At 65.6% G+C, this 26,900-nt stretch carries 28 protein-coding genes and 1 tRNA gene; 15 read left to right on the top strand and 14 right to left on the bottom strand.

Annotated features, from left to right (window positions below):
• The first annotated feature begins 119 nt into the window (after positions 1–119).
• The 6 genes from AAE021_RS16480 to AAE021_RS16455 all read left to right on the top strand — a co-directional run bounded on the left by AAE021_RS16480 (position 120) and on the right by AAE021_RS16455 (position 6,665).
• Positions 120–1,076, top strand: coding sequence for a 3-hydroxyacyl-CoA dehydrogenase family protein (locus AAE021_RS16480; RefSeq protein ID WP_342025445.1), 957 nt, complete (start codon positions 120–122; stop codon positions 1,074–1,076).
• A gap of 93 nt (positions 1,077–1,169) precedes the next feature.
• On the top strand, positions 1,170–2,918 hold the full coding sequence (locus AAE021_RS16475; RefSeq protein ID WP_342023374.1) for a dihydroxyacetone kinase family protein: 1,749 nt from the start codon (positions 1,170–1,172) through the stop codon (positions 2,916–2,918).
• Positions 2,915–3,709 carry a triose-phosphate isomerase gene (locus tag AAE021_RS16470; protein WP_342023373.1) on the top strand — a complete coding sequence of 265 codons (795 nt, stop codon included), beginning with the start codon at positions 2,915–2,917 and terminating at the stop codon, positions 3,707–3,709. The genes AAE021_RS16475 and AAE021_RS16470 overlap by 4 nt, the downstream gene beginning before the upstream one ends.
• Positions 3,710–3,760: 51 nt before the next feature.
• Positions 3,761–4,228, top strand: coding sequence for a ribose-5-phosphate isomerase (locus AAE021_RS16465; RefSeq protein WP_342025444.1), 468 nt, complete (start codon positions 3,761–3,763; stop codon positions 4,226–4,228).
• Positions 4,229–4,359: 131 nt separating this feature from the next.
• Entirely contained in the window at positions 4,360–5,325 is a 966-nt protein-coding gene (locus AAE021_RS16460; RefSeq protein WP_342023372.1) for a helix-turn-helix transcriptional regulator, read from the top strand.
• Positions 5,326–5,372: 47 nt separating this feature from the next.
• Positions 5,373–6,665, top strand: coding sequence for a PLP-dependent aminotransferase family protein (locus tag AAE021_RS16455; protein ID WP_342023371.1), 1,293 nt, complete (start codon positions 5,373–5,375; stop codon positions 6,663–6,665).
• Here AAE021_RS16455 and AAE021_RS16450 read toward each other — a convergent pair.
• The 5 genes from AAE021_RS16450 to AAE021_RS16430 form a co-directional block, all read right to left on the bottom strand.
• Positions 6,662–6,871: a hypothetical protein gene (locus tag AAE021_RS16450; protein WP_342023370.1), complete on the bottom strand. Its 210-nt coding sequence runs from the start codon at positions 6,869–6,871 to the stop codon at positions 6,662–6,664. The genes AAE021_RS16455 and AAE021_RS16450 overlap by 4 nt on opposite strands.
• Positions 6,872–6,985: 114 nt before the next feature.
• Positions 6,986–8,572: a 2-oxo acid dehydrogenase subunit E2 gene (locus tag AAE021_RS16445; RefSeq protein WP_342023369.1), complete on the bottom strand. Its 1,587-nt coding sequence runs from the start codon at positions 8,570–8,572 to the stop codon at positions 6,986–6,988.
• A 112-nt stretch (positions 8,573–8,684) separates the two neighbouring features.
• Positions 8,685–9,659, bottom strand: a complete 975-nt coding sequence (locus AAE021_RS16440) for an alpha-ketoacid dehydrogenase subunit beta (RefSeq protein ID WP_342023368.1) — start codon at positions 9,657–9,659, stop codon at positions 8,685–8,687.
• The gene (pdhA, locus tag AAE021_RS16435; protein WP_425362413.1) at positions 9,656–10,864 is read right to left on the bottom strand and encodes a pyruvate dehydrogenase (acetyl-transferring) E1 component subunit alpha; all 1,209 of its coding nucleotides are present in this window, start codon (positions 10,862–10,864) and stop codon (positions 9,656–9,658) included. Before pdhA ends, AAE021_RS16440 begins: the two co-directional genes overlap by 4 nt.
• A 144-nt stretch (positions 10,865–11,008) precedes the next feature.
• Positions 11,009–12,148 (bottom strand): histidinol-phosphate transaminase, encoded by a 1,140-nt coding sequence (locus tag AAE021_RS16430; RefSeq protein WP_342023367.1) that lies wholly within the window; start codon positions 12,146–12,148, stop codon positions 11,009–11,011.
• Between the two features lie 113 nt (positions 12,149–12,261).
• Here AAE021_RS16430 and AAE021_RS16425 point away from each other — a divergent pair, with 113 nt between their 5' ends.
• On the top strand, positions 12,262–12,660 hold the full coding sequence (locus AAE021_RS16425) for a phage holin family protein (protein WP_342023366.1): 399 nt from the start codon (positions 12,262–12,264) through the stop codon (positions 12,658–12,660).
• 43 nt (positions 12,661–12,703) lie between these two features.
• On the opposite strand, the gene AAE021_RS16420 is transcribed toward AAE021_RS16425, so the two are convergent.
• On the bottom strand, positions 12,704–14,152 hold the full coding sequence (locus AAE021_RS16420; RefSeq protein ID WP_342023365.1) for a hypothetical protein: 1,449 nt from the start codon (positions 14,150–14,152) through the stop codon (positions 12,704–12,706).
• Positions 14,149–14,424 (bottom strand): hypothetical protein, encoded by a 276-nt coding sequence (locus AAE021_RS16415; RefSeq protein WP_342023364.1) that lies wholly within the window; start codon positions 14,422–14,424, stop codon positions 14,149–14,151. Before AAE021_RS16415 ends, AAE021_RS16420 begins: the two co-directional genes overlap by 4 nt.
• Positions 14,425–14,628: 204 nt before the next feature.
• Between AAE021_RS16415 and purB the strand changes: the two genes are divergently transcribed.
• Positions 14,629–16,050, top strand: coding sequence for an adenylosuccinate lyase (gene purB / locus AAE021_RS16410; protein WP_342023363.1), 1,422 nt, complete (start codon positions 14,629–14,631; stop codon positions 16,048–16,050).
• A gap of 81 nt (positions 16,051–16,131) precedes the next feature.
• Here purB and rlmN read toward each other — a convergent pair whose 3' ends face one another.
• The gene (gene rlmN, locus AAE021_RS16405; RefSeq protein ID WP_246173265.1) at positions 16,132–17,385 is read right to left on the bottom strand and encodes a 23S rRNA (adenine(2503)-C(2))-methyltransferase RlmN; all 1,254 of its coding nucleotides are present in this window, start codon (positions 17,383–17,385) and stop codon (positions 16,132–16,134) included.
• 136 nt (positions 17,386–17,521) lie between these two features.
• On the opposite strand from rlmN, the gene AAE021_RS16400 reads away from it, so the two are divergent.
• Positions 17,522–18,079, top strand: a complete 558-nt coding sequence (locus AAE021_RS16400) for a GNAT family N-acetyltransferase (RefSeq protein WP_342023362.1) — start codon at positions 17,522–17,524, stop codon at positions 18,077–18,079.
• Here the strand turns inward: AAE021_RS16400 and AAE021_RS16395 are convergent.
• A complete protein-coding gene (locus tag AAE021_RS16395; protein WP_342023361.1) occupies positions 18,073–18,552 on the bottom strand; it encodes a nucleoside deaminase in 480 nt (159 codons plus the stop codon). The genes AAE021_RS16400 and AAE021_RS16395 overlap by 7 nt on opposite strands.
• A 137-nt stretch (positions 18,553–18,689) precedes the next feature.
• Between AAE021_RS16395 and AAE021_RS16390 the strand changes: the two genes are divergently transcribed.
• Positions 18,690–19,100, top strand: coding sequence for a VOC family protein (locus AAE021_RS16390; RefSeq protein ID WP_342023360.1), 411 nt, complete (start codon positions 18,690–18,692; stop codon positions 19,098–19,100).
• A 15-nt stretch (positions 19,101–19,115) separates the two neighbouring features.
• On the top strand, positions 19,116–19,493 hold the full coding sequence (locus tag AAE021_RS16385; RefSeq protein ID WP_342023359.1) for a VOC family protein: 378 nt from the start codon (positions 19,116–19,118) through the stop codon (positions 19,491–19,493).
• An 82-nt stretch (positions 19,494–19,575) separates the two neighbouring features.
• Here the strand turns inward: AAE021_RS16385 and AAE021_RS16380 are convergent, their stop codons facing one another.
• The gene (locus AAE021_RS16380) at positions 19,576–19,818 is read right to left on the bottom strand and encodes an acyl carrier protein (RefSeq protein WP_342023358.1); all 243 of its coding nucleotides are present in this window, start codon (positions 19,816–19,818) and stop codon (positions 19,576–19,578) included.
• A gap of 168 nt (positions 19,819–19,986) precedes the next feature.
• Between AAE021_RS16380 and AAE021_RS16375 the strand changes: the two genes are divergently transcribed.
• Positions 19,987–22,380, top strand: a complete 2,394-nt coding sequence (locus tag AAE021_RS16375) for an excinuclease ABC subunit UvrA (RefSeq protein ID WP_342023357.1) — start codon at positions 19,987–19,989, stop codon at positions 22,378–22,380.
• A 9-nt stretch (positions 22,381–22,389) separates the two neighbouring features.
• Here the strand turns inward: AAE021_RS16375 and AAE021_RS16370 are convergent, their stop codons facing one another.
• Positions 22,390–23,274: a metal-dependent hydrolase gene (locus AAE021_RS16370; RefSeq protein WP_342023356.1), complete on the bottom strand. Its 885-nt coding sequence runs from the start codon at positions 23,272–23,274 to the stop codon at positions 22,390–22,392.
• A 95-nt stretch (positions 23,275–23,369) separates the two neighbouring features.
• Here AAE021_RS16370 and AAE021_RS16365 point away from each other — a divergent pair.
• Positions 23,370–23,443, top strand: a tRNA-Met gene (locus tag AAE021_RS16365).
• 94 nt (positions 23,444–23,537) lie between these two features.
• The gene (locus AAE021_RS16360) at positions 23,538–23,921 is read left to right on the top strand and encodes a DUF3021 domain-containing protein (protein WP_342023355.1); all 384 of its coding nucleotides are present in this window, start codon (positions 23,538–23,540) and stop codon (positions 23,919–23,921) included.
• Here AAE021_RS16360 and AAE021_RS16355 read toward each other — a convergent pair.
• From AAE021_RS16355 to AAE021_RS16345, 3 genes are all read right to left on the bottom strand, one after another.
• Complete coding sequence (locus AAE021_RS16355; RefSeq protein ID WP_342023354.1) at positions 23,918–24,541, bottom strand: TetR/AcrR family transcriptional regulator; 624 nt, start codon at positions 24,539–24,541, stop codon at positions 23,918–23,920. The genes AAE021_RS16360 and AAE021_RS16355 overlap by 4 nt on opposite strands.
• A gap of 108 nt (positions 24,542–24,649) precedes the next feature.
• A complete protein-coding gene (locus AAE021_RS16350; RefSeq protein ID WP_342023353.1) occupies positions 24,650–25,288 on the bottom strand; it encodes a TetR/AcrR family transcriptional regulator in 639 nt (212 codons plus the stop codon).
• Between the two features lie 181 nt (positions 25,289–25,469).
• Positions 25,470–26,291 carry a DUF1295 domain-containing protein gene (locus tag AAE021_RS16345; protein WP_342023352.1) on the bottom strand — a complete coding sequence of 274 codons (822 nt, stop codon included), beginning with the start codon at positions 26,289–26,291 and terminating at the stop codon, positions 25,470–25,472.
• Positions 26,292–26,355: 64 nt separating this feature from the next.
• On the opposite strand from AAE021_RS16345, the gene AAE021_RS16340 reads away from it, so the two are divergent.
• Positions 26,356–26,898, top strand: coding sequence for a GNAT family protein (locus AAE021_RS16340; RefSeq protein ID WP_342023351.1), 543 nt, complete (start codon positions 26,356–26,358; stop codon positions 26,896–26,898).
• Positions 26,899–26,900 lie beyond the last annotated feature (2 nt).

Genomic DNA, 26,900 nt, shown 5'->3' with positions numbered 1-26,900 from the left:
CATGATCCTATAGGAAAGATGAAATAGCTCCGGGCGCTCTGCCCGGGACATCATTGACCAGTGCATCGGAGGACTCGCCAGTGACACAGCGAACAGTAGCCGTAGTAGGTTCCGGATACATGGGCGGAGGCATCGCGCAGGTCCTCGCACTCGGAGGGGCACGGGTTGCCCTGTCCGATGTGTCGCAGGAAGTGGCCGAAAAGAACCTCGAGCGGCTCCTCACCGAGGCGGAGCAGTTTGTAGCCGACGGACTGTTCCCGGAGGACGCCGTGCAGCGGCTCCGTGACAACCTGTGGGCAGCTCCCAGCATCGAGGAAGCCGTGGCCAACGCCTCCTACATCGAAGAGGCAGTCCCCGAGATCCTCGAGATCAAGCACGCCACGCTGCGCCGGATCAGCGACGCCGCACCGCAGGACGCCGTCATCGGGTCCAACACCTCAACCATCTTGATTGCCAGCCTGGCGGAGGCCGTATCCAACTCGGGCCGTTTCCTCGGAGTGCACTTTTCCAACCCCGCGCCCTTCATTCCCGGCGTCGAGGTCATTCCGCACGCCGGCACCACAGCGGAAACCGTTGAAACCGCGCGGGAAATTGTAGCCATGACCGGCAAGCATGCGGCCGTCGTCAAAGATGTTACGGGCTTTGTCCTCAACCGGCTCCAGTACGCGCTTTTCCACGAAGCCGCACAGGTGGTCGAGGATGGCATTGCCAGCGCCGAGGACGTGGACACACTGGTCCGGACCACTTTTGGCTTCCGCCTTCCGTTCTTCGGACCTTTCGCCATCGCCGACATGGCCGGCCTGGACGTGTACTCCTTCTGCTATGCGTCCCTTCAGACGTCCTTCCCGGAACGCTTCGCCACCCCGGGAATCCTGAAGGACCTTGTCGATGCGGGAAAGCTTGGCACGAAGTCCGGCGCAGGGTTCCTGGACATCCCCGCTGACAAAACCCAGGACCTTGTGGCCTACCGCAACAAGGCGTATGTTGCCATGTCCAAGCTGCTCAAGGAGCTCGGCCCCAGCCCGGCCGAAGAGGCGGGCCGTGGGGAAGCCCCTGCCGCCCCGGAAAACCGCTGACCCCGGTTTCCATCTCTGTAAGGCCCGTTCCGCCGGGCGGGCAAAGCTGACGACGATGCCGGCGGTTACCGCAGACAACCAAGGCTGGAACACATGACCTACCTCCTGAACAACCCCGCAGACTTCGCCGTCGATGCCCTGCGCGGATATGCCGCTGCCCACCCGGAGCACGTGATGCTGGCCCACGGCGGAGTGGTGCGCTCCACCGACACCCCGGAGAACCAGCCCGCCCTGGTGATCGGCGGCGGGTCCGGCCACTACCCGGCCTTTGCCGGGTGGGTCGGACCCGGCCTCGCCCACGGCGCGCCGTGCGGCAACATCTTTTCCTCCCCCTCCGCCTCCCAGGTCTATTCCGTGGCACGTTCCGCAGAGAACGGCGGCGGAGTGATTCTGGGTTTCGGCAACTATGCCGGCGATGTCCTGCACTTCGGCCAGGCAGCCGAAAAGCTGCGCGCCGAGGGAGTTGATGTTCGGATCATTCGGGTTTCCGATGACATTGCCTCAGGTCCCGCGGAATCCCACCGGGACCGCCGCGGCATTGCCGGAGACCTTGTTGTCTTCAAGATCGCCGGCGCCGCAATTGCCGCCGGAGCCGATCTTGACGAGGCCGAGCGGGTGGCCTGGAAGGCCAATGACGCAACCCGCTCATTTGGCGTGGCCTTTGATGGCTGCACCCTGCCCGGCGCCGGGGAGGCGCTGTTCCATGTACCGGACGGCGAAATGGCCATTGGGCTGGGGATCCACGGCGAACCGGGCATCCGCGAGGTGCCCATGGGGACAGCGGCGGAAGTGGCCGACCTCCTGCTGAACGGCGTCCTTGAGGAAGAACCTGAACAAAGCGACGGCGCCTACAGCGGCCGGGTGGCCGTGGTGCTGAACGGCCTGGGCACCGTCAAGTACGAGGAACTCTTTGTCGTTTACGGTCGGGTGGCCGAACGGCTGGCCGAGAAGGGACTCACGGTTGTGGCCCCGGAGGTCGGAGAGCATGTCACCAGCCTCAATATGGCCGGGCTGTCCCTGAGCATCGTCTTCCTCGACGATGAACTCGAGGAACTGTGGCTGGCCCCGGCCGACACACCCGCTTTCCGCCGTGCCGCCGCCGGCCTGCCGGCCGGACCGCCCCGGACCGCGGTGCACACCCCCGGCGAAGACCGGATTCCCGAGGCATCCGGCGAATCCCGGGACTCCGCCGCCCGGATTGTCCAGGTGCTGGAGATGCTCCGCGACACCGCAGCGGAGCACGAAGAGCATTTCGGCCGACTGGACGCAGTGGCCGGCGACGGCGACCACGGGCAGGGCATGGCCTACGGAACCAGGGGCGCGGCGTCCGCCGGCAGCAGCGCGGCCGCCAAGGGCGCCGGCGCACGGACCGTCCTGCTCCATGCCGGCGACGCCTGGTCCGAGGAAGCCGGCGGCACATCCGGAGCACTCTGGGGCGCGGCCCTGACCGCGGCCGGCGGCGTGTTTGATGACGAGCGCGCTGTCTCGGCGCCCGACATTGTTGCGGCCCTGTCCGCGGGCATCGACGCCGTCGTCCGCCTCGGCGGAGCGCAGCCCGGCGACAAGACCATGGTGGACGCTGCCCTTCCCTTCCGCGATGCCCTCGCTGCGGAATTCGATTCCAGCGCAGACGTGGCGGGAGCGGTCAAGAAGGCCGCCGCCGTCGCCCGGGAAGCAGCCGAAGCCACGGCGGACATCACCTCGCGCCGCGGCAGGTCTCGCATCCTGGGCGAAAAGAGCCTGGGCACCCCGGATCCGGGCGCATATTCCTTCTCGGTCCTGATGGACGCCTTGGGCACTTTCCTCGCGTCCTCCCCCGACGGCACTCCGGAGCAGCCGTGACCGTCTGGGTTGGCACCAGCTGGAAAATGAACAAGACCCTCGCGGAGGCGAAGCGGTACGCCGCCGAGCTGCTCGAGGGCCTGGACCGGCGGCAGCTTGGTGCCGTCCAGCCCTTCATCATCCCCCCGGCCACTGCTCTTTCGGCCGTGGCCGGGGTCCTGAACGGGGATGACCGGGTGCTGCTCGGTGCGCAGAATGCCCATTGGGATGACGACGGCGCGTGGACCGGCGAGGTCTCGGTTCCCCAGGTCGCCGACGCCGGCGCGAGGTTGGTGGAGATTGGCCACTCCGAGCGGCGCGGGAACTTTGGGGAAACTGATGAAACAGTCCGGCTCAAGGTGGCCGCAGCCCTGCGGCACGGGCTGACTCCGCTGCTGTGCGTGGGGGAACCCGCGGAGGTCAAGGACGCGGGCGGATCCTCCGGCTTTATCCTGCAGCAGGTTGCCCGGGCACTGGAAGGGCTGCGTGAAGAGCAGCTGTCCCGCGTGCTGATTGCCTATGAACCCATTTGGTCCATCGGTTCAGCCGGCCGCGCTGCTGACCCCGAAGAACTGCGCGAACCGTTTGCCGCCTTGTCCGAAGCCTGGGGAGAACAGGTTGCGGGCCTTCTGTACGGCGGATCGGTGGCGCCGGACAACGCAGCCGGACTGCTCGGAATCCCGCACGTTGACGGGCTGTTCGTGGGCCGTGCCGCCTGGGAGGTGGACGGTTACCTGCGTCTGCTGGACATCGCCGCGGAAACCACGGGCAGCGGAAACCGACCGGCACAGGACGTTCGGACCAACAACTGAGCCAGCATGAGAGCCAAGACCAGAAACAGCCAGCAAGGAATTGAGGACATGATGAGTGAAAACCGGAAACTGCGGATTGTCATCGGCGGAGACGACGCCGGATTTGACTACAAGGAGGTCCTGCGCCGGGACCTTGAGGCGGATGACCGCGTTGAAAGCGTTGTGGACGTGGGAGTTTCCGAGTCGGAAAACACCGCCTACCCCCACGTCGCAGTGGACGCGGCCCGCAAGGTGGCAGCAGGGGAGGCAGACCGTGCCCTGCTGATCTGCGGAACGGGCCTGGGTGTGGCCATTTCGGCCAACAAGGTCCCCGGCATCCGTGCCGTGACGGCCCATGATTCCTATTCGGTGGAGCGCTCCGTGCTCAGCAACAACGCCCAGGTGCTGTGCATGGGCCAGCGGGTTGTCGGCATCGAGCTGGCCCGCCGCCTCGCCAAAGAGTGGCTCGGTTACGTCTTCGATCCCGCCAGTGCCTCGGCGGGCAAAGTGGACGCGATTACCGGGTATGAAACCGTGTGAGCATCCCTGCCTGACGCTCGTACCGCTCTCCTGCACAGGGGGCGGTACGGGTTTTCCCGGCCAGGCCTTCAAGGCATGCGCCGGACGCCTGCGCATGAGGTAGCCTCAACGGGTCGAGAGGAGCAGGCGCCGTGGACCATATATGCCTCGCTGTGTACCGGTACGCTGTCAGCAGCCCGGGATGGACTGTTGATCAAGCATCCGAAGCGCTCGGGTTCACCACGCGCTCCATAGAAGCTGCCATCGCGCAGCTGACGGACCGCCGGCTGTTGGTGCAGATCAATTCTGATGGGGCCAGCTACTCGGCGGTGTCCCCCGACGTTGCCCTGGCTGAGCTCGTGGACCCCGACGAGCGCGCACTCCTTGACCTGAAGGCCCGGATCGGCGCCAAACGGCGTGAGTTGGCGGCCCTGGTGCCGGTTTTTGCCGAAGCCAGCCGGCGGGTCTCCCTGGACGCGTCCGTTGAAGTCCTGGAGGACCCCGGCCAGGTGATGAGCGTCCTGATCGAATATGCCCGCGCCGCCTCCGAGTGCGTCCTGATGGCCCGTCCCGGCCCGGGAGCCACGGCGGACGCGCAGGAGGAAAGCGTCAAGAAAGATGTCGACATGCTGCAGCAGGGGGTGCGGCGCCGGACGCTTTACCATTCCAGCATCCGGGACCACGTCCCCACCCGCAGGGCCGTGGAGATCGTGACGGCCGCCGGCGGTGAATTCCGCACCCTGCCCCACATGCCGCTCCGGGCCGTGATTTTTGACAGCAAGGTTGCCGTGGTCCCGCGCGCGCGCTGCGCGGATGACCGCGCGGGCCTGGTCATCCATGACCGCCACCTGATCCATGTGTTCGTGCGGATGTTCGACTTCGCCTGGGAACTCGGCGAGCCGTTCCTCGCCGAGGAACCGCAGCCGGGGCAGTTGGGCAGTGTCCAGCGCTCGATCCTTCGGGCACTGTCAGCCGGGCAGTCGGATGAAGTCATTGCCCGGCGGCTGGGCATCAGCGTGCGGACCTGCCGCCGCCATATTGCCAGGATGCTGGAGGATCTGGGTGCGGAAAGCCGGTTCCAGGCAGGTGTGAAAGCGCACCGGGCGGGGTGGATTTAGGCAACGGATGTTGCCTGCAAGTGAACTTGTGGGGCTAGGATGTGGGGATGACTTTCGAGGAGACCGCCGCGCGCCTCCAGTCCGCGGAGACCCAAACGGCGCTGGAACGGGCAGCCGCATCCAGCCACCGGCACGAGGTGCTGTTTTCGGACCGTGCCTTCCACATCAAGCAGTCGGCCGTGCGGGATGTCTTCGACATTTCAATCCGGCCCGGGCTCGTGTCGCTGGCAGGCGGGAGCCCTTCGCTGCGCTCCCTGCCGCTCGAGGGGCTCGGCGAGTCCGCCCGCCGCATCATCGCAGAGCACGGCCTGGAGTCCCTGCAGTACGGAGCCGGCCAGGGCATGGAGGAACTGCGCCGCCAGGCGTGTGAAGTCATGGCCGCTGAGGGAATCCTCGATGCCGATCCCGACGACGTCGTCATCACCACAGGCTCCCAGTCAGCCCAGGACGTTGCCGCCAAGGTCTTCTGCAACCCCGGCGACGTGGTTCTCTGCGAGGACCCCACCTATGTGGGAGCGCTCAACGCCTTCGAAGCTTACGAGGTGGATCTGCAGTCCGTTCCGATGGACGGTGACGGGCTCATACCCGAGGCGCTGGAGGAGAAGATCGCATCGCTGCGGGAGCAGGGAAAGCCGATCAAGATGCTGTACACGATTCCCAGCTTCAACAACCCCAGCGGTGTCACGCTTGCCGCCGGGCGGCGCCAGCGGATTGTCGACATCTGCGCCCGCGAGAATATCCTCGTCCTCGAGGACAATCCCTATGGAATGCTGCGTTTTGACGGGCGGCCGCTGACGCCGCTGCGTGCCGCAAATCCGCATGACGTCCTGTATCTGGGCTCGTTCTCAAAAATCTTTGCGCCCGGCGTGCGCGTGGGATGGGCGCTGGTGCCCAAGCATCTGCACCGCCGCTTCTACCTTGCCTGCGAAGCAGTGGTCCTGTGTCCGTCTCCCCTCACGCAGATGCTGGTTTCCGCCTATCTCCGGGACTATGACTGGATGCAGCACATCCGCGACTCCCGAGTGCTGTATGCGGCACGGTGCGCTGCGATGCTTCAGGCGCTGGCCGAACACCTGCCCGACGGCGTGAGCTGGACGGTGCCCGACGGCGGGTTCTTCGTGTGGCTGACCATGCCGGAGGGCGTGGACACCTATCCCCTGCTTTACGAGGCCATCGACGCCGGTGTCGTGTTCATTCCGGGGGCTGCCTTCACCCCGTCGGATGAACCGTCCAACAAGCTTCGTTTGGCGTTCAGCGCCGTGTCGGAGGAGGACATCCGTGAAGGCGTCCGGCGGCTGGCGCCGGTGCTGCACCGGGCCCTGGACGCCGCAGCCGGTTAGCGGTCCCGCCTGCGCCGCTCCAGGAGGGGAAAGACGACGGCGAACAGGGCGATGATGATCAGCAGGCGCCAGATGGTGCCAAGGTCCGGAAACAGGATAATGAGCAGGCTCGAAACGATGAAAGCTGCCGCCAGGAGAATCAGCGTGCGCTTCCAGTCAACGCGCGGAGCTCCGCTGTGGTCCCGGGGACCGCGGGGATTTGTCATAGTTCCCTGATCGTATCGTCACCGGCGGCTGAAGCGCAGCGCCGGGCACCGGTGAGGCACTCCGCACCCGCGGATTGCTTCCCGGCCCCCGGCTTCGCCGCCGTCGTCCGCCGCCTACTCGAGCAGCAGCGCGGGTTCCTCAAGAATGGCGGCTACGTCTGCCATAAACCGTGCTGAGAGGTCTCCGTCCACCACGCGGTGGTCGAAGGAACCGCCCAGGGTGGTGATCCAGCGCGGGATGACTTCGCCGTCGAGCACCCACGGCTTCTGCTTGATGGTTCCGAAGGCGACGATCGCCACTTCGCCGGGATTGATGATGGGCGTTCCGGTGTCGATTCCCAGCGCACCGATGTTGGTGATCGTGAGGGTGCCGCCCCGCATGGCAGCGGGCGGTGTCTTTCCGGCGCGCGCGGTGACCGCCAGGTCATTGAGCGCCAGCGCCAGTTCCTTCAGGGACAGATCCTGGGCGTCCTTGATGTTGGGCACCATCAGGCCCCGGGGCGTGGCCGCGGCAATGCCGAGGTTCATGTAGTGCTTGACCAGGATTTCATCGCCCGCCCAGGTGGCGTTGACCGACGGGTTGCGGGCGGCCGCCCAGATCACGGCCTTGGCCAGGATCAGCAGCGGAGAAACCTTGATTCCCTCAAAATCGCGTGATGCTTTGAGCCGCTTCACGAACTCCATGGTGCGGGAAGCATCCACATCCACAAAAATACTGACGTGCGGGGCGGTGAAGGCACTTTCCACCATGGCCTTCGCGGTGGCCCGCCGGACTCCCTTGACCGGAATCCGTTCAATCCGGTCATCCCGGGACTGCTGAGGCCCGGCCCAGAAAGTGTCCGCCGAGTCCTGTTCGGATTCCCGCTGTGCCTGGTAGCTGATCAGGTCCTGCTTGGTCACTTCGCCGCTGGCCCCGGTTGCCGGCACGTCAGCAAGGTTGATGCCCAGGTCCTTGGCCGCCTTGCGCACCGGCGGTTTGGCCAGGACCCGCTGGATCAGGCGGCTGAGGGTGTCCTGCACGACGGCGCCCGCGGCAGCTACGCCGGGAGCAGTGCGCTCGGCGGGTGCGCTGGAAGTAGTGCGCTCGGCGGGTGCGCCGGGAGCAGTGCGCTCGGCGGGTGCGCCGGGAGCAGTACGCTCGGCGGGTGCGCTGGGAGCTGTGGGCGCACTGGAGGTTATGGGTGCGCTGGAAGCTGCGGGTGCGGCCGGGGCTGCCGGGGCTGCCGGGGCTGCTGCCTCGGGGGCCTCACTCCTGGGGGCGCTGGCTGCTTCGCTTCCGGAGGCTGCAGCTTCGGGAGCAGCATCCGGGCGGCTGACCCTTGGCCGCCGCTTTACGGCGTCGGCTTTGGGGCCTGTACCTGTGAGGGAGGCGCTGGGCTGTTCATCGTCCTGTACCGGAGCCGGGACGGGCGCCGGAGTCATGGGAGCGCCCGGCTGCTGTCCGCCGTCGTCCGCTGCGGAACCGGCGCTGACAGCGATGATGGGCGAACCCACATCCACGGTCTCGCCTTCGCGGACCAGCAATTTTGAGACCGTGCCTGCATAGGGCGACGGCAGTTCCACCAACGACTTTGCGGTTTCAATCTCGACCAGGACGTCATTGACGGCAACCGTGTCTCCGATTTGAACCTTCCACTCGACGATATCGGCCTCCGTCAGGCCTTCTCCAACGTCGGGAAGGTGGAATGTTCTCTCAGTCATGGCGTCTCAATCTTTGGATGCGGCAGGTTGTGGAGGTTCGTGAAGCTGGGGTGCGGCGCGCTTCACGGACGGGGAACCCGGCGCCGGACCGGAGGGTCGGCGCCGGGGCCCGCTAATAGGCGAAGGAGCGGTCCAATGCATCCATCAGCTTGTCGATGTCCGGCAGATAGTGCTCTTCAACCTTTGCCACCGGATAGGGCATGTGGAAACCGCCGACACGGATGACCGGAGCTTCCAAGGAGAGGAAGGCCCGCTCGGTGACCCGCGCCGCGATTTCGCCTCCGATGCCGCCGAAGGTGGGAGCCTCGTGGGCCACGATCAGCCGGCCGGTCTTCCTAACCGATTCGGTCACCGTGTCAAAATCGATCGGGGAAATCGAGCGCAGGTCCACCACCTCGACACTGCGGCCGTCCTCCTCGGCTGCCTTGGCGGCGGCCAGGGCCACCGGCACCAGCGGCCCGTAGGCCACGATGGTGGCGTCAGTGCCCTCGCGCAGCACATGGGCGGAGAAGGGGTCCCCGGTTGGCTGTTCGGTATCAACGTCGCCCTTGAGCCAGTACCGGCGCTTGGGTTCGAAAATGATCACCGGGTCCAGGCAGGTCATGGCCTGCTGGATCATCCAATATGCGTCCTGTGGGTTGGACGGCGTCAGGATGCGCAGGCCCGCGGTGTGGGCAAACAATGCTTCCGGAGATTCGGAGTGGTGCTCGATGGACCCGATGCCCCCGCCGTACGGAATGCGGATGACCACCGGGGCGCTGAGGGCGCCCTCACTGCGGGAGTGCATCTTGGCCAGCTGGGTGGTGATCTGGTTGAAGCCGGGAAACACAAAGCCGTCGAACTGGATCTCACAGACCGGACGGTAACCACGAAGCGCGAGGCCGATGGCGGTGCCGATGATGCCCGACTCCGCCAAGGGAGTGTCCATGACCCGGTGGGCGCCAAAATCTGCCTTCAACCCCTCGGTAATCCGGTATACGCCACCCAGATCACCAATGTCCTCACCCATCAGCAGTGATTTCGGGTTGTTGTCCAGGCCGGCCCGCAGCCCGGCGTTGATGGCCTTGGCCATGGTCATGGTGCTCATGCGGTTGGCTCCTGGGAGTCGGCAAAGCCGGCCTCGTACCGGCGGTGGAAGTCCAGTTCCTCCTGGACCAGCGGATGTGCCTGGGCGTAGACGTCAGTGAAGGCGTCTTCGAAGCCCGGCGCCTTCATCGCCAGCACATCCTCGCGCAGCTTATCCGCCATCTCCTGGCCCTCCTTGGCCAGGGCCTCAAAGAACGCGTCATCGGCATGGCCGGCGGCGCGCAGGTACTTCTCCAGCCGGGTCAGGGGATCCCGGGAAACCCAAGCCTCCTCATCGGCGCTGAGGCGGTACTTGGTGGGATCGTCGGCGGTGGTGTGGGCGCTCATCCGGTAAGTGAACGCCTCGATGAGCACCGGTCCCTTCCCTGACCGCGCATGTTCCAGCGCCCAGCGGGTTACTGTCTGCACGGCGATCACGTCATTGCCGTCCACCCGGATTCCGGGGAAGCCGTATCCCTTGGCGCGGTTGGCGAGCGGGATGCGGGACTGCACCTCGGTGGGCACCGAAATGGCCCAGTGATTGTTCTGGCAGAAGAAGACGACGGGCGCATCATAGGATGCGGCGAAAACCATGGCTTCGTGGACGTCGCCCTCCGAGCTGGCGCCATCCCCGAAATAGGCCACCGTTGCTGCCCCGGGGAGCTGCGGATCCGCGGCGATATCCCGCGACATCCCCATGGCGTAGCCGACGGCGTGCGGCAGCTGTGCGGCCAGGACCAGCGTGTAGAGGTGGAAATTGGTTTCCGTGGGGTTCCATCCGCCATGCGAAATCCCGCGGAACCTGCGCAGGAGCTGGGACAGTTCCAGTCCGCGCGTCAGCGCGACTCCGTGCTCGCGGTAAGTCGGGAAGACGTAGTCCTGGGGCTGCAGGGCGCGGCCTGAACCGATCTGGGCGCCTTCCTGGCCAGTCATCGGAACCCACATCACCAGCTCGCCCTGACGCTGCAGGGCCGTGGCCTCCTGGTCAAAGCGGCGGATCGTGAACATGTCCCGGTAAAGCCCGCGCAGCTCATCGGCTCCCAGTTCGGCGTAGGCACCGTATGTGCTGTCCTCCAGAAGCTTCCCCTCCGGCGTCAGCAGCTGCACCATGGCGACACTGCCGTTCAGGGCGGCGCCGGCTTCCTCCACGGCGCCGGTGACGCCGTGGCCGGTCAGGCGCGGGGCATCAACGTCCACCGTCCGGGCAGGCAGATGTTTGAGGTCCATGCTTACTCCTCGCCGGGCCAGTTCCCTGACCGAGCTGCGCTAGATATATTCCTGCCGGGGAATGGATCACCCCGGAAGCATATATGTGGAACTTACTTCCCTCAGCCTAACGATGGCCGGGGCCCGACCCGCACTTATGACACGCTAGGAAACGCGGGGTCCCTTTGTATAGGTTGCACATAGAGCGAGGAACCGGGTGTTGGCTTCCTCCTCCCCGATGGTTACCCGCACTCCCTCGTTGCCGAAGGCACGGACGGCGAGGGCCTGCTGCTCCGCCAGGGCCGCAAACTCGGGAGTATCGTCGCCCAGCGCAAGCCAAACAAAGTTCCCCTGGGCCTGCGGAATGCGCCAGCCGAGATCCTTCAAGCCATCAACGACCCGTGAGCGTTCCTTCACCAGTCCTTGTATTCTTTCCACAAGTTCTCCGTGATGCTGCAGTGAGGCCACTGCAGCTGTTTCAGCAAGCTGTGACACGGCAAACGGCACGGCGGCCACCCGCAGGTGGGCGGTGATGGGCGGATGCGAAACGGAGTATCCCACCCGCAGCCCGGCCAGTCCCGCCCCCTTGGAGAAGGTGCGCAGCACCACCACATTGGGGTACCGGCGGTACATGTCTATCCCGTTGACGGCCTCCGGATCCCGGACAAAGTCCTCGTAGGCTTCATCAATCACCACAATCACATCCGCGGGCACCCGGCCCAGGAAGTCTTCGACCTGCGCAGCGGTCAGAGCCGGGCCGGTGGGATTATTCGGCGTGCACAGCAGGATCACGCGGGTGCGGTCCGTGACGGCAGCCGCCATCGCGTCAAGGTCATGGGTTCCGTCCTCGAGCAGCGGCACCTGGACGCTTTCGGCGCCGGACAGCCCAACACTGATGGGGTACGCCTCGAAGGACCGCCACGGGTAGATGACCTCGTCCGGGATGCCGCTTTCATCCCGGCCCGCGAAGGTTGCCAGAAGCTGGTTCAGCACCCCCAGGCTTCCCCCGCCGGTGACCACGTCATCCGCCGGGATGCCCAGGAAGGAGGCCAGCTCCATGCGCAGCGCCGTGGAGAGCGGGTCGGGGTAGCGGTTGATGTCCTGCCGGCCGCTGATCGCTTCGAGCACAGCCGGGAGCGGAGGGTACGGATTCTCGTTGGAGGACAGCTTGTAGCTTTGGAGTCCCTCGATGACCACTGGCGGTTTTCCAGCCGTGTAGCGCGGCAGCCTGGCCACTACGCCGCGGGGTCTGTTCTCCGGCGCCGGAACGTCAGCGGCGTTGATGTCATTCTCGGTAGTCGTCATGTGCTTAACCCTAATCGCCGTAACCACCCGGGTGACGTGTGACACCGCCAAGGCCCTGGAAGACACACCCCGGCCGGAGCCTTCCCGCCCGGGACCTGTGCCAGCATGGTGTCATGCGCTTTCTGATCCGGATCATCATCAACGCCCTGGCACTGTGGGTGGCGGGCTGGCTGCTGCCCGGACTGACCATCACCGAAACTGCGGGTGCTGTCACCGGCGACGCAACTCTCGACTTGGTGCTTGCCTATCTTTTTATCGGACTGATCTTCGGTCTTGTCAATGCCCTCGTCCGCCCGGTCGTTAAGCTGCTGTCCCTTCCGTTGACCATCCTGACGCTGGGTCTCTTCACGATCATCATCAACGCGGCCATGCTGATGCTCACCTCCTGGCTCAGCACCTACACCCCGGTGGAGTTCGGGGTGGACAGCTTCTTCTGGACCGGCATCCTCGCGTCCATCATCGTCAGCCTGGTGTCCATGGTGGCCGGATCACTCACGGGGACCCGCCGCTAGTTTCCCTTCCCTCCGGCACCCGGCATCATGGTCCCACCGCTGCTCACCATCCCCTGGGGCCAATTGGCGGCACAACAGGCGGAACAGGGATCGGTGGGGCAGGCGGAACCAGAACCGGCGCGACGGGTTTCACCAGCACCGGCGGCACCTGCCCCGGGCTTGGCAGCGGCAGCCCGTTTCCGGGGAGCACCGGCCTGCCCGGCTGCCGGGGCGGCGGCTTTTCACCGGACTTCCGCGAGAATTTATACAGACTCCGCGCGGCTACCCTGCCCGAACCAATAACTTGGGCCAGGTGCCCCAGCATTTCGGTCAGTGAGGGATCACTGCTGGCATCCGCCTGCGCTGCCATCTCCAGGTAAACGTCGAGTTCGTGGGCGGGGCCCAGTGGTCCGCCGCCATCCGGCACCGGCGCCGACCCCGTGACCGTAATGCGGTCGGGGGTATCCGGGTTCGAGCTTCCATCCAGGCCTGGCACCATATCCAGGCCGTGCTCCAAGTGCAGCACCTTGATCCCCTCCGGGACGTTCCGGTCACCGGCCGGCGCTCCCGCAGTCAGAACCATTTCAACGGTGAATTCCCCGTCCTCCGCCAGCCGCGCACCGGTGTTCACTGCGTGGATCCCGCCCTGGCTGTAGCCCACCAGAATGACGGCATCATCAGCCGAAGCTCCGGCCTGGCGCAGGGCCGCCGCGACGGCGTCGGCCACATACCGGCTGTCCCGCGCCCGGGCCTCCGCATTGCCCAGGGTATCGAAGGGGTTTACCCCCACTTCCAGGCTGGGATCTCCCTCCGTCCCGGGAAGCGTGACCACCCGAACGCCCTGACCATCCTGGTGAATGGTCAGGATTTCGACGACGTGCGCGTTGCTGTCGGCCTCCAGCAGGATGCGCGAACGCTTCAGCAACCCGTAGGCCGTCCTCGGCGCGGTGACCTTTCCGTGAGTGCCGGGAACTTTGCTGACCGTAAGAGAAGGAAGCTCCGCCGTCGCAAGAAGCCCGGGCAAGCCAAACAACCCGGCGGCCAAGCTGTCACGCCTCGGTCCCAGCAGTTCGGGCACTGCCAGGCTCGGACGTCCCCACCCTCCGAGACTCCAGAACATCAATGCGGTCAGGGGGGCTGCGCCCGGCACTGCCTTCATGGATTGTTCCAGCCGTCCTTCAACCTCGAGGTAGTTTTCGACGGCCTTCCGGAGGGAGGCTGCCGCTTCCTCGAGATCTGCGATATTCCGGGACAGGCTCTGGGCGGCGGAATCCACTGCATCCGCCGCCCTGCCGGCGGATGCGGGAAGGGCGGGGGCGCCCTGCAGCCCGTACAGCCGAAGGCAGATAAACACGCCGCGGGTCCTCGTGTCCCTCAGGCGTTCAGCGATTCGCTCCAGCTGCTCTCCCGCGGCCCGGAGCTCCCTGTACTCCACTGTCAGCCCCCGGGAACCGCCCTTCACGCTGATGCCCCCGCCGTCACCTGATGCGGGCGGCGCCGCCGCAACGCTCATGGTTGAGCCCCCGCTTCCGCGCGTATTTCAGTTGCGTAATCGGCAAGGAGATCGGCTGCGGCTTGGTACTCCCCCACGGTCTGTTCCACACGCCGAACGCACTCGTGAAGGTACTCCGCACACTCTTCCGCAGCATCCGAGCGCCACTCCATGCGCATCAGCGCCCGAAGCTCGGATTCGACCGAGTCCAGGTCCAGAATCACTGCCTGGACGTAGTCCAGCCCCTCGGCGGCCTCCGACAGGCCTGACAGGTTCGCTTCAACCGCATCCACCCGCTCTTCCCCTCCTGATTGGTGCTCCCGGTGCTTCCCGTTTCCTCCGTTCTTTCACCCGCACCCGGTTTCCGGCCCCTGCTGCGGCTCGGCTGGGGACAAAGTTCGGTCATGGAGGCCAACGGCCCTGCTGTGGAGGACAAGCCAGCGGGGAGGACAAGTCACAGAGCAGGACAAGCCGCCGGAGCGTGAAAGAATTGCCGCATGGCTGAAACCGCTGCTCCCCGCGTCCCCCTTGCATCCGTCACCCCCGCAATCGCGCTGGGCCCGCTGGACGGCCGCTACCGCGGCGCCACGGCACCGCTCGTGGACTATCTCTCCGAAGCCGCGCTGAACCGCGACCGGACACACGTTGAGGTCGAGTGGCTGATCCATCTCACGTCCAACGCAGTGCTTCCAGGAACCTCTCCCCTCAGCGGGGAGCAGAAGGCACAGCTGCGCGAGATCGTCACCGGCTTCGACGGCGCCTCGATCACCGAGCTGGCCGAGATCGAGCAGGTCACCGTCCACGACGTCAAGGCCGTGGAGTACTACATTGGCCGTCGGCTGGAAGCGATCGGCATTGAGGGCCTGACCGCACTCGTGCACTTCGGCTGCACGTCCGAGGACGTGAACAACCTTTCCTACGCCCTGGGTGTCAAGGGCGCCGTGGAGAACGTGTGGCTGCCCGCCGCCCACGACCTCGTGGACCGGATCACCGTCATGGCCGAGGAAACCCGCGCCGTTCCGATGCTCTCCCGCACCCACGGCCAGCCAGCCACCCCCACCACGCTGGGCAAGGAACTGGCCGTCACCGCCCACCGCCTGGGCCGGCAGCTGCGCCGCATTGAAAAGACCGAGTATCTGGGCAAGATCAACGGCGCCACCGGCACCTACGCCGCGCACTATGCCTCGGTGCCCGGTGCCGACTGGCAGCAGGTTTCCCGCAGCTTCGTGGAGGGCCTGGGCCTGACCTGGAACCCCCTGACCACCCAGATCGAATCCCACGACTGGCAGGCCGAGCTCTACGCCGACATAGCCCGTTTCAACCGGATCCTGCACAACTTCTGCACCGATGTGTGGAGCTACATCTCCATTGGCTACTTCAAGCAGATTCCGGTGGCCGGCGCCACCGGCTCATCCACCATGCCGCATAAGGTAAACCCGATCCGCTTCGAGAACGCCGAGGCTAACCTGGAGATCTCCAACGGCCTACTGGACACCCTGGCCGCCACCCTGGTGACCTCCCGCTGGCAGCGCGACCTCACTGACTCGTCGTCGCAGCGCAACATCGGCGTTGCCTTTGGCCACTCCCTGCTGGCAATTTCCAACGTGGCCAAGGGCCTTGAGCGCCTGGACGTGGCCGACGACGTCCTGGCCGCGGATCTGGACACCAACTGGGAGGTGCTCGGCGAGGCCATCCAGATGGTGATGCGCGCCGAGGCCATCGCCGGCGCCCCCGGCATGGAAAACCCGTACGAACGCCTGAAGGACCTGACCCGCGGGCAGCGTGTGGACGCCGAACGGATGCGCGAGTTCGTTTCCGGGCTGGGCCTTCCCGCCGAGGCCGAAGCGCGCCTGCTGGCCCTGACTCCGGGCAAGTACATCGGTATTGCCGATGCCCTGGTGGATCACGTCACCAAGTAGCGTCCAGCAGATAACGACGGCGGGAGGCCGGGTTCTGAAACCCGGCCTCCCGCCGTCGTTCTGCGTATTGCCCGGCGGACCCTAGTCCGCGGCGGCCAGCTGGCCGCAGGCGCCGTCGATTTCCTTGCCGCGGGTATCGCGCAGCGTGGTGGGGATGCCGGCGTCGATCAGGTGGTTGATGAAGTCACGCGTGACATGCGGTTCCGGGGAGGTCCAGATGGAACCGGGAGTGGGGTTCAGCGGAATCGGGTTCACGTGGACCCAGCCGCGGCCGCGGGCGTTGAGCTTCTTGGCCAGCAGGTCGGCCCGCCACGGATGGTCGTTCATGTCCTTGATCAGCGCATACTCGATCGATACGCGCCGTCCGGTGACGCGGTAGTAGTTGTACGCGGCGTCCAGGGCCTCGTCCACCTTCCAGCGGCTGTTGACCGGGATCAGCTCATCACGCAGTTCATCGTCCGGGGCGTGCAGGCTCAGGGCGAAGGTGACCGGGATGTTTTCCTCGGCCAGCTTGTTGATGGCCGGCACCAGGCCCACGGTGGACACTGTGATGTTTCGGGCGCTCATCCCCAGGCCTTCGGGTACGTCGGCGGCCATCCGGTGCACGGCGTTCATGACGCGCTTGTAGTTGGCCAGCGGCTCACCCATGCCCATGAAGACAATATTGGTGACGCGCTCGGCGTCGTGCCCGCCGTCGCGGCGCTTACCGCCCAGGCCGCCTTCCTTAATCACGCGGTTGGCCTGGACAATCTGGTCCAGGATTTCGGCGGTGGACATGTTCCGGGTCAGGCCGGCCTGGCCGGTGGCGCAGAACGGGCAGTTCATGCCGCAGCCGCACTGGCTGGAGACACACAGCGTGATGCGGCCGGGATAGCGCATCAGCACGGACTCCACGAGGGAGCCGTCGAAGAGGCGCCACAGGAACTTAATGGTGTCGCCGTTGTCGGTGGTCAGACGCTTTACCTCGGTGAGCAGCGTCGGGAACATCTCCTTGACCAGGTCATCGCGGCGCTCCTTGGGGAGGTCGCTCATGGCCTCGGGGTCCGTGGTGTAGTGCTGGAAGTAGTGCACCGAGAGCTGCTTCGCACGGAACGCCGGCAGTCCCAGCTCCTTGAGCTTCGCCTGGCGTTCGGGCAGGGTCAGGTCCGCAAGGTGCACCGGAGGCTGGGAAACCCGCGGGGACTTGAACTGCAGCAGCGGACGGCCGTCCGGCTCCTTGGCCTGTTCCCAGCCCTCCGTGGCAGGGCGGACCTGCGCCTTCCGCGCCTGCAGCTGCGCCTTGGAGGTGCCGACCGGCTTGGACGGGGTTGCGGAGGAAGTATCGAGGGAAGTCATCCCTTCCATTTTTGCATGCATCCGCCCGCTCTGCTTTCTGTTAGCCAACTGGCCACGGCGCTGAAACACGAATGAAACGGCCGGACCCTAGGTTGAGGGGAAAGCCCGCTCCGGGTAACCGCACAGGAGGTCTCCCATGCTTGCCGACCAGCCGCCGAACCTCACCATCCGTGAAGTTCCCTGGAGCAACCCGGTGGGCGCCGATTTACGCGCGGCCCAGCAGTCCGAACTCGACTCCCGGTTCGGCACCACGGACCACGAGCCGTCGCCTCCCTCAGCCGAAGACACGGCGGTGTTCCTGGTCGCCTATGAAAAGAGTTCCGGGCAGCCGCTGGGCTGCGGCGGCCTGCGGCGGATTGACGACGGCGCCGCGGAAATCAAGCGCATCTACGTCCTGCCCTACGCCCGGGGGTCCGGTGTCGCCACCGCCATCCTCACGGCCCTGGAGTATCGGGCGCGGGCCGCCGGTTACGACGTCGTCACGGCAGAGGCCGGATCAGCGCAGCCGGACGGGCGCCGCTTTTACGAACACGGCGGATATGCGGTGGTGCCGAACTTCGGCCCCTATGCCGGACGGGAGGAATCCGTTTGTTTTGCCAAGCGCATCGGCGACAACCCGGTGCAGGGCCGGCAGGCACCGTTCGGCCGGCGCCGGGCGCCGCCGTCCGCCGGTATCAGTAGCCGCTGTCAGTAATCGGTGCGGTGATCCGCGGCGTTCCACGCGTTGAACGGAGCCATGGCCTGGCCTTCATTGATGCCCAGCTGTTCCACGGGCAGCATGCTGCGGCGGGCCGGCACTTCGAAGAATTCATAGAACGCTGCATCGTCAAAGCCCGCGCCGGCGGCATCGTGCCGGTTGGCGGCAAACACCACCCGCTCCACGCGGGCCCACAGCGCGGCCGCGAGGCACATCGGGCACGGTTCGCAGCTGGTGTACAGGACGGCTCCGCTGAGATTGAAAGTCCCCAGTGCCGCGCATGCGTTGCGGATGGCACTGACTTCAGCGTGCGCGGTGGGATCGTTGGCGGCCGTAACACGGTTGACGCCGTCAAACGCCTGCCCGTCAGCCGAGACAATAACGGCGCCAAACGGACCTCCGTTGTCGGCAACGTTGGCCGTTGCCAGGGACAGGGCGCGGGCCAGGAAATCTGCATCGGTGGTGGGCATCGGCAACTCCTTGAAGCTTCGAATGAGGCGTCACGAGACTAGCACCGACATGCTGAGGTCTAATGTAAGAGCGCACACAGTGTGATCCAGGTCTCACTTGCACGGGCTCTGCAGCACCTCATCGAAAGGAGGCCATCATGGCCCGCATGATTTTCCCCAACCTGCCTGTCTCCGATCTCCGCAAGGCGACGGAGTTCTACCTGGGGCTGGGTTTTGAGCAGAACCGGCAATTCAGCAACGACGACTGCACGGCTGTGGTCATCTCTGACAGCATTGTAGTGATGCTGCTCCGGCAGGATTTCTTTCAGGGCTTCCTCCCTGAAGGCGACACCCCGCATCTGGGTTCCTCCGGCAAGGAGGTGCTCAACGCGGTCAGCTGCGACAGCCGCGAAGAGGTGGACACCTTCCTCGCAAACTGCGCCAAGGGCGGCGGCGCCCTGTACCAGCCGGCGAAAGAGCAAATGCCGGGCATGTATTCGGGTTCCGCCGCGGACCCGGACGGACACGTTTGGGAGTTCTTCTGGATGGATCCATCCATTCCGGAATGACCACAGGGACGGGAGGTGCGCTTGTATCCGGTCATCTATCCGCGCCTTCCGGTCACCAATCTGGACCGGTCCACGGGTTTCTACCTGGAACTGGGATTTTCCCTTAACCAGAAACTCAGTTCGGCGGAACGATCCGCCATGAACATTTCGGCAGCCATTGTGCTCCTGCTGGTGCCCGAACCCCTGGGGCCGGCCATCCGGCTGGCCCTGGCCTTTCCCACCCGTGCCGACGTGGATGACATCCTCTCCGCCTGCGCACCCGGAGGCGGTGCTGTCACGTCGCGGGCGCGGGTGCGGAGGCACGGGGTCTACTCCGGCACAGCCACCGATCCGGACGGCCACCCCTGGGAGTTCCTGTGCCTGGACAGCGACCGCGGGGACAGCGGATTGTGAGCGCGGAGTTGCGTCTGGCGGTTACCGAAAGCAGCTGCGCGGCCCGGACCGTCCCGAACCGCACAGCTGCATCCGGCCGAGCCTAGGACATGGCCGGGCCGGACTCCGCGGAACCGGACAGCTCCCTCAGGAATTCGTGGCACTGCTTGGCCCGTTCTGAATCCTGCGCCATGATCTGCTCAAAGAATGCGGCGATGTTTTCCTTTCCCGCATTGCGGGCATCCCGCACATACTGCCCGTAATCGTGGCCCGCTTTCAGGCAGTGGTACTGCACGGAAATCAGGTCAAAGGAAACATCGTCAAAACCGGTCTCTCCCGTTGCCATGGTGCACCTCCGATCGGATGGGGATAAAGCGCCTTCAGGGTACGCTCGGGATCCCCGGGCTACAACGGTGGGCGCAGCCCGCGGACAGGCGTTGTGCGCCGCCGGGGCGGGACGGAGAATCAGAGATACCGTCACGGCCGGCGGTGCAAGGGATGGAGACAAAAGAGCATGGCAACACCAACCGAAACTTCGGCGGAGGCCCTTCACACGGCGGACCGGCAGGATGCCATCCGGGTTCTGGGCGCCAGGGAAAACAACCTCAGGGACATCAGCGTGGAGATCCCGAAGCGCCGCCTCACAGCCTTTACCGGCGTGTCCGGTTCAGGTAAGAGCTCACTGGTGTTCGGCACCATTGCCGCGGAATCGCAGCGGCTGATCAACGAAACTTACAGTGCATTTGTGCAGGGTTTTATGCCGAACCTGGCCCGCCCGGAGGTGGACCGGCTGGAGGGACTGACCACGGCGATCATTGTTGACCAGGAGCGGATGGGCGCCAATCCCCGCTCCACCGTGGGAACCGCGACCGATGCCAACGCGATGCTGCGCATCCTGTTCAGCCGCCTCGGAAAACCGTCCATCGGATCTCCCAACGCCTATTCCTTCAATGTCCCCTCGGTGAAGGCATCCGGTGCCATCACCGTGGAGCGCGGGGGCAAGAGCAAGGCCGAAAAGGCCACCTTCAACCGGCTCGGCGGGATGTGTCCGCGCTGTGAAGGCATGGGGTCCGTCACCGATTTCGATTTGTCCGCACTGTATGACGACAGCAAGACACTGCGCGAAGGAGCCCTCACCATTCCCGGCTACAGCATGGACGGCTGGTACGGGCGGATTTACACGGGCACCGGCTTCCTGGATCCGGACAAGCCGATCGCCAAGTTCGGCAAGCGCGAACTGCACGACCTGCTGTACAAGGAACCCACCAAAATCAAGGTCGACGGCATCAACATCACGTACGAGGGCCTGATTCCGAAGATCCAAAAGTCCATGCTGTCCAAGGATCCGGAAGCGATGCAGCCGCACATCCGGGCCTTCGTGGACCGCGCCGTCACGTTCACCACCTGCCCCGAATGTGAAGGCACCCGGCTCAGCCCCGAAGCCCGCTCCTCGAAAATCAACGGCAAGAACATCGCCGACGCCTGCTCCCTGCAGATCACCGATCTGGCGGAATGGGTCCGCGGACTGAAGGAGCCGTCGGTGGCGCCGCTGCTGGCCGGGCTCCAGCACCTGCTGGACTCGTTTGCCGCCATTGGGCTGGGCTACCTCAGCCTTGGCCGGCCCTCCGGCACACTATCCGGCGGAGAATCACAGCGGACCAAGATGATCCGCCACCTCGGCTCATCCTTAACCGACGTCACCTACGTTTTTGACGAACCGACCATCGGCCTGCATCCGCATGACATCCAGCGGATGAACCGGCTCCTCCTGCAGCTGCGGGACAAGGGCAACACCGTGCTCGTTGTCGAGCACAAACCCGAGACCATCGCCATTGCCGATCACGTCATCGATTTGGGCCCCGGCGCCGGCGCCGAAGGCGGGACGGTGTGTTTCGAGGGCACCGTAACGGACCTGCGTGCCAGTGGCACCATCACCGGGCGGCACCTCGATGACCGTGCCACCCTGAAGGACACAGTCCGCGCGCCCTCCGGAGCACTGGAGGTGCGCGGCGCCGCCGCCAACAACCTGCGGGACGTCGACGTCGATATTCCACTCGGGGTGTTCTGCGTCCTGACCGGAGTGGCCGGTTCCGGCAAGAGTTCGCTGATTCATGGATCCGTCGCGCGCCGGGACGGCGTCGTGGTGATTGACCAGAGCGGCATTAAGGGCTCCCGGCGCAGCAACCCCGCAACCTACACCGGCCTGCTGGAGCCGATCCGCAAGGCCTTTGCCAAGGCAAACGGCGTCAAACCGGCGCTCTTCAGTTCCAATTCGGAGGGCGCATGCCCGGCCTGCAACGGAGCGGGAGTCATCTTCACCGATCTGGGCGTCATGGCCACCGTGGAATCCACCTGCGAAGAGTGCGGCGGCAAGCGGTTCCAGGCAGCGGTCCTGGAGTACACCTTGGGCGGGAAGAACATCGCCGAGGTGCTCGGCATGTCCGTCACGGAGGCTGAGTCTTTTTTCAGCGGCAGCGATGCCGGTGACGCTTCCCTGCCGGCAGCGCAGAAAATCCTGGGCCGGCTGGCCGACGTCGGGCTCGGGTACCTGCATCTGGGTCAGCCACTCACGACGCTCTCCGGCGGCGAGCGGCAGCGCCTGAAGCTGGCCACCCAAATGGCCGAAAAGGGCGGCGTGTATGTCCTGGACGAGCCCACCACCGGACTGCACCTGGCCGACGTGGCGCAGCTGCTTGGCCTGCTGGACCGGCTGGTGGACTCCGGAAAATCGGTGATCGTCATCGAGCACCACCAGGCGGTGATGGCGCACGCGGACTGGATTATCGATTTGGGTCCGGGCGCCGGGCACGACGGCGGAAGCATCGTTTTCGAAGGCACCCCCGCGGATCTGGTGGCGGGGCGCTCCACCCTGACCGGTGAGCACCTCGCCGCCTACGTGGGGAGCTGACTGTTCCGGTTATCCGGCCGGAGAAACGCAGATGGTGTCCATGGTCAGGGTCACCGCACCGTCGCCCTCCACAGCGGTCAGGGTGACCTGGATGCCTCCGGTTTCCTGGAGGGAGGCCGCATGGGTTCCGCCGCAGGGGATGCTCACCGTTCCTTCGGGCAGGTCCACGCACCAGCGCCGCAGGTCCGTCAGACGGTCGCCGTCGCGCTCAATCCGCACTTCGGCTCCGGTGGCGGTCCAATCGGCGAGAATCGCGTTGATCCCGGCTTCGACCGCCGGCAGGTCATCCAGCAGGATCTCCGGACGGAAACCCTTCCGGCGCAGCGACTTGCCCAGCCGGTACACGTCGGTTGAACCGTGTTCGGTGATCGTGGAGGTCTCGATCGCCAGCGCGTCAAAGTTCGGATTGCCGGCGGCATCCGGCAGGACGTCCTTCTTCCAGGCCCCGGCGAGCTGCCGGTTCAGTGCCAGGGAAGCCAGATGGCACGCGGTGTGCCCGGCGGAAAGCGCAGCCCGGTACGCCTCGTCCACCTCGATCCGCACGGAGTCCCCCTCCTTGACCCCGGCGTCGGCGGGAAGCATGTGCGCGACGGTGAAGACCCACCCCTCGGTGCCCTTCTTCACCGGAATGTCCGCGCCGATAAACAGTGCGGTTCCATCAGTGGCGGCGACGACGGCGTCCTGCACCTCGTGCGTGCCGCCCCCGGCGGTCTTCAGTACGGCCCGGTCCGCTCCCTGGTCCGGCCAGCCGGCATCCACGGGATGGACCGCCGTGGTGTCCAGCAGGACCGCGCGGGCGCCGTCGGGCATGTCCTGGACATGCAGGACGGTACCGGTGGATTCCAAGGCCCCGGACGGATAGGTGACTGTTGTATGTTCAGTAGGCAGGCTCACAAGCCCACCCTACCCACTGATTTCGGCCTGGCATCGTGACAGCCGTCACTGGATTCTTCATCCGGGCTCACATGGGGGTACAGTTCTAAGTACGACGCGGGGTGGAGCAGTTCGGTAGCTCGCTGGGCTCATAACCCAGAGGTCGCAAGTTCAAATCTTGCCCCCGCAACTCAGGAAAAATCCCGATCCGGTTCCCGGATCGGGATTTTTTGTGTGCCCGCCCGGTTCTCCCGTCCGGTGCCGGCTGCAGGTAGCCTGTGGCCATGAGTCTCAAACGCCGTGCCATCCTGCAGGCCGGTCTTCCCGTCCTGGCGATGACCGCCATCGGAAGCGCACTGTACGCCCAGGGGGATGCCGCGAACGGCCGCAGCACCCTGGCTATGGGGGTGATTATCGGGGCAGTGGCCGGGGCTGCAACCATTTACCGGATCGAGCGCTGGGCGTTGTGGCGGCAATCCGTGGCGCACTTCGCGGTGATGGCCTTAACGGTGCTGCCGGCACTGTTCCTCAGCGGCTGGTTTCCCCTCAACGGGCCCGTGGACATCCTGAAGGTGATCGGCATGTTCCTGGCCGTCGGGGCGGTCCTGTGGAGCACGCTGTTCCTGATCTTCAGCCGGCTGGAGCGCCGGGCGGAAACAGCAGTCTAGGGCGCCGGAGGGAAGCCGTCCCGCGGCCACCACTCGGGCAGCAGATACCGAAGGGTGCCCAAGCGCGCCTCCACGTCGTTGTCGTCACTAAGAACCCACTCCTCGAACCAGGAGGCGTAGGCGCCGCTGAGAAAGGCGGCCGTGGTGTCCAGGTTTATGTCGGGCGGCACCTTGTGGGCCTGCCAGACATGCAGTGCCAGGAGGATCCGCATCCTGAGCTGCTCGGCCAGGATTGCCAGGAAGGCCCCGGTGTGAAAGAGCGCCCGGTAGACCCGCTCCTCGGCCTTGGTGTGCTGCAGGATCTGACGGATGGACTCGACGTACAGATCCCCGATCTCCGCGACGGTTCGGCCGGTTCCGCGCTGGTCCAGTTCCACGGTTCCCAGCCGGTCCACGAGATCGGCGTACACCGCCGCGGCAAAGTCGAAGATGTTTCGATAGTGCCCGTAGAACGTGGTGCGGTGGACGGCGGCCTGCCGGCAAAGCGCCGCAACGCTGATGTCCGCCAGCTCATGATCCCGCAGCAGCTCCCACAGACCGGCTTCCAGCGCTTCCCGGGTACGTGCCATCCGCGGTTCATCGGTCGGGAGGCGCCGCGGGGGCTTGGTGGTTCCAGGCATGACTCATCTTTGCAGACACTTTGGAATGTCGGCCCGGACACGCGGAGGGGCCTTGCCGGGGCGAGACCCTTCCGAGGCCCGGCGTCCAAAAACGCAGCAGGTTGCCGGTTACTCGTTGTTGTACCGCCCGGGGAAGCCGTCCCGCGGCCACCATGGCGGGAGCAGGTGGACCAGCGTCGCCAGCTGGGCCTCGACGTCGTCGTCCTCCCCGGCAACCCACTGTTCGAACCAGGACGCGTAGGCGCCGCCCAGGAAGGCTGCCACCACATCCAGGTCAAGAGCGGGCACCAGCCCGTGTGCGTCCCAGACCTTCAGGGCAATGCGGAAACGGCACCGGAGTCCATCAGCAAGAACTCCGGGAAAGGAACCGGTGGAAAACAGTGCCCGGTAGACCCGCCGCTCCGCCCGGGTGTGCCGGAGGATCTGGCGGACGGCATCCACATACAGGAGCCCCACCTCCGCGCGGGTCCGGCCCGCACCGCCCAGATCCACATCCACGGCGCCCAGCCGGTCCACGGCGTCGGCATAAAAGGATTCCGCGAACTCGAAAATGCTGCGGTGATGGCCGTAGAAGGTGGTGCGGTGCACGCCCGCCTGCCGGCACAGCGCGGCAACGCTGATTTCGGACAGCTCGCTGTCCCGCAACAGCTCCCACAGACCGGATTCAAGTGCTTCCCGGGTGCGCGCGGTCCGCGGCTCATCCGGAGCCGGACGGCCCGGGTGCGGTGGCGTTTCCGGTGTTGGCATAGATTCCATCATCCCAGATACACGGAAGGACCCCGCCGAAGCGGGGTCCTCACATGCGCGGCGCTGGGGGACGCCGCTGGGATGGTGTTCTTGGTTATTCAACACCTGTAGAAGAGACTCTAGCGGAGACCCCCCGGTGAGGCACAAATCGGGCCCGGGGTAACGCCCTTCCATCCAGGGGTTATCCGGCTTCAACGGTCCTCGCCCGGTGCCGGGGAGGAAGCGGAATGATGGGCGATGTGCGGTGCTGATACTGCGCGTAACCCGGATGCCGGGAGCGGGAGATACTCTCGGTGAAGACCGTGGATCCGGCAAAAAGCAGTGTCAGCAGCACTGCCCCCAGGACCGTCCAGTGGAGCCATGTTCCGGTGGCGGTGACGGCGAAGCCGTAGAACAGCCACCACTGCGCCTGCTCGAAAAAGAAATTGGGGTGACGTGAAAAGCGGAACAGCCCGGACTGCAGGAAATCGGGGTGCGGAGTGCGCCCGGCCGCCTGCTCAGCGGCCTTGAACCGGTGAAAGTCCCATTGCTGCTGGTCAGCGATGGTCTCCCCGGCCAGAGCTGCGGCAAAAAGGACCGCCAGGGCCCAGTCTCCGGCGGTCAGCGGACCGGGATTCTGATACACCGTGAGGGCGGGAAGGGTCATCAGGAAGATGATGGCGTTCTGGTAGATGCTGATAAAGAGGAGGTTGAAGACGGCAAATTGCCACGGTTTCATCCGTTTTTTCAGGATGCCCCACCGGTAGTCCTCGCCGCCCGGCGCGTACCCACCCTTGCGTGCAAAGTTGAACGTCAGCCGTGCTCCCCAGAGCGTCACCAGCACCGCCATGAGCAGCAGGCGCCCGTCGAAGCCCGACGCCGCGGCAAAGACCCACACGTAGACGGCCGGCACCAGGGACCAGATGCGGTCGGTCCAGGAGTATTCGCGGGTCAGGAGCGACAGCACCCACGTGCCGGCGGTGACAGTGGCAAGAATCCACAGGCAAACCATGACCGGGTTCATCCTTGGAGACTACGCGCGCGCACGCGGCCGCGGAACGCTGCTGGCCTCCTGATAGCGTCGGCGCATGACTTCCGTTTTCCTGCGGCCCTGGCAGAGCGCCGACGCCGGCGCCCTGGCCGCGGCTTACCGCGGCAGTTCCGACTTGGAGCGGCAGCTCGGTGCGGATGCTGCCACGGCCGCCGGCGCGGAGCGCATCATCGCCGAGGAGCTGGCCTGGGATGTTGACAGCGCCTGCAATCTGGCCCTCGTATGGGACGGTGTTGCTGTGGGCAATGCCGGCATCAGCAGCATTGACCGTCGGCACGGCACCGCCTGGACGTACTACTGGCTGGCCGGGCAGGCGCGCGGGAGGGGCCTCGCGTCGCAGGCCCTTGCCACACTGGCGCACTGGGCGTTCGGAGATCTGCAGCTGCACCGGCTGGAACTGGGGCACCGCACCAATAATGCGGCGTCCTGCCGCGTGGCGGGTTCTGCCGGCTTTGTGCCCGAAGGCATCCAGCGGGCAAAACTGCGGTACGGCGTCGACCGTTTCGATGTGGAAACCCACGCCAGGCTGGCCACGGATCCGGACCCGGGACTGCTGCGCATCGAGCTGCGGCTGCCCTAACC

It is taken from the genome of Arthrobacter citreus (assembly GCF_038405225.1).
GTDB lineage: Bacteria > Actinomycetota > Actinomycetes > Actinomycetales > Micrococcaceae > Arthrobacter_B > Arthrobacter_B citreus_A.
This window is presented reverse-complemented; position numbering and strand designations above follow the sequence as displayed.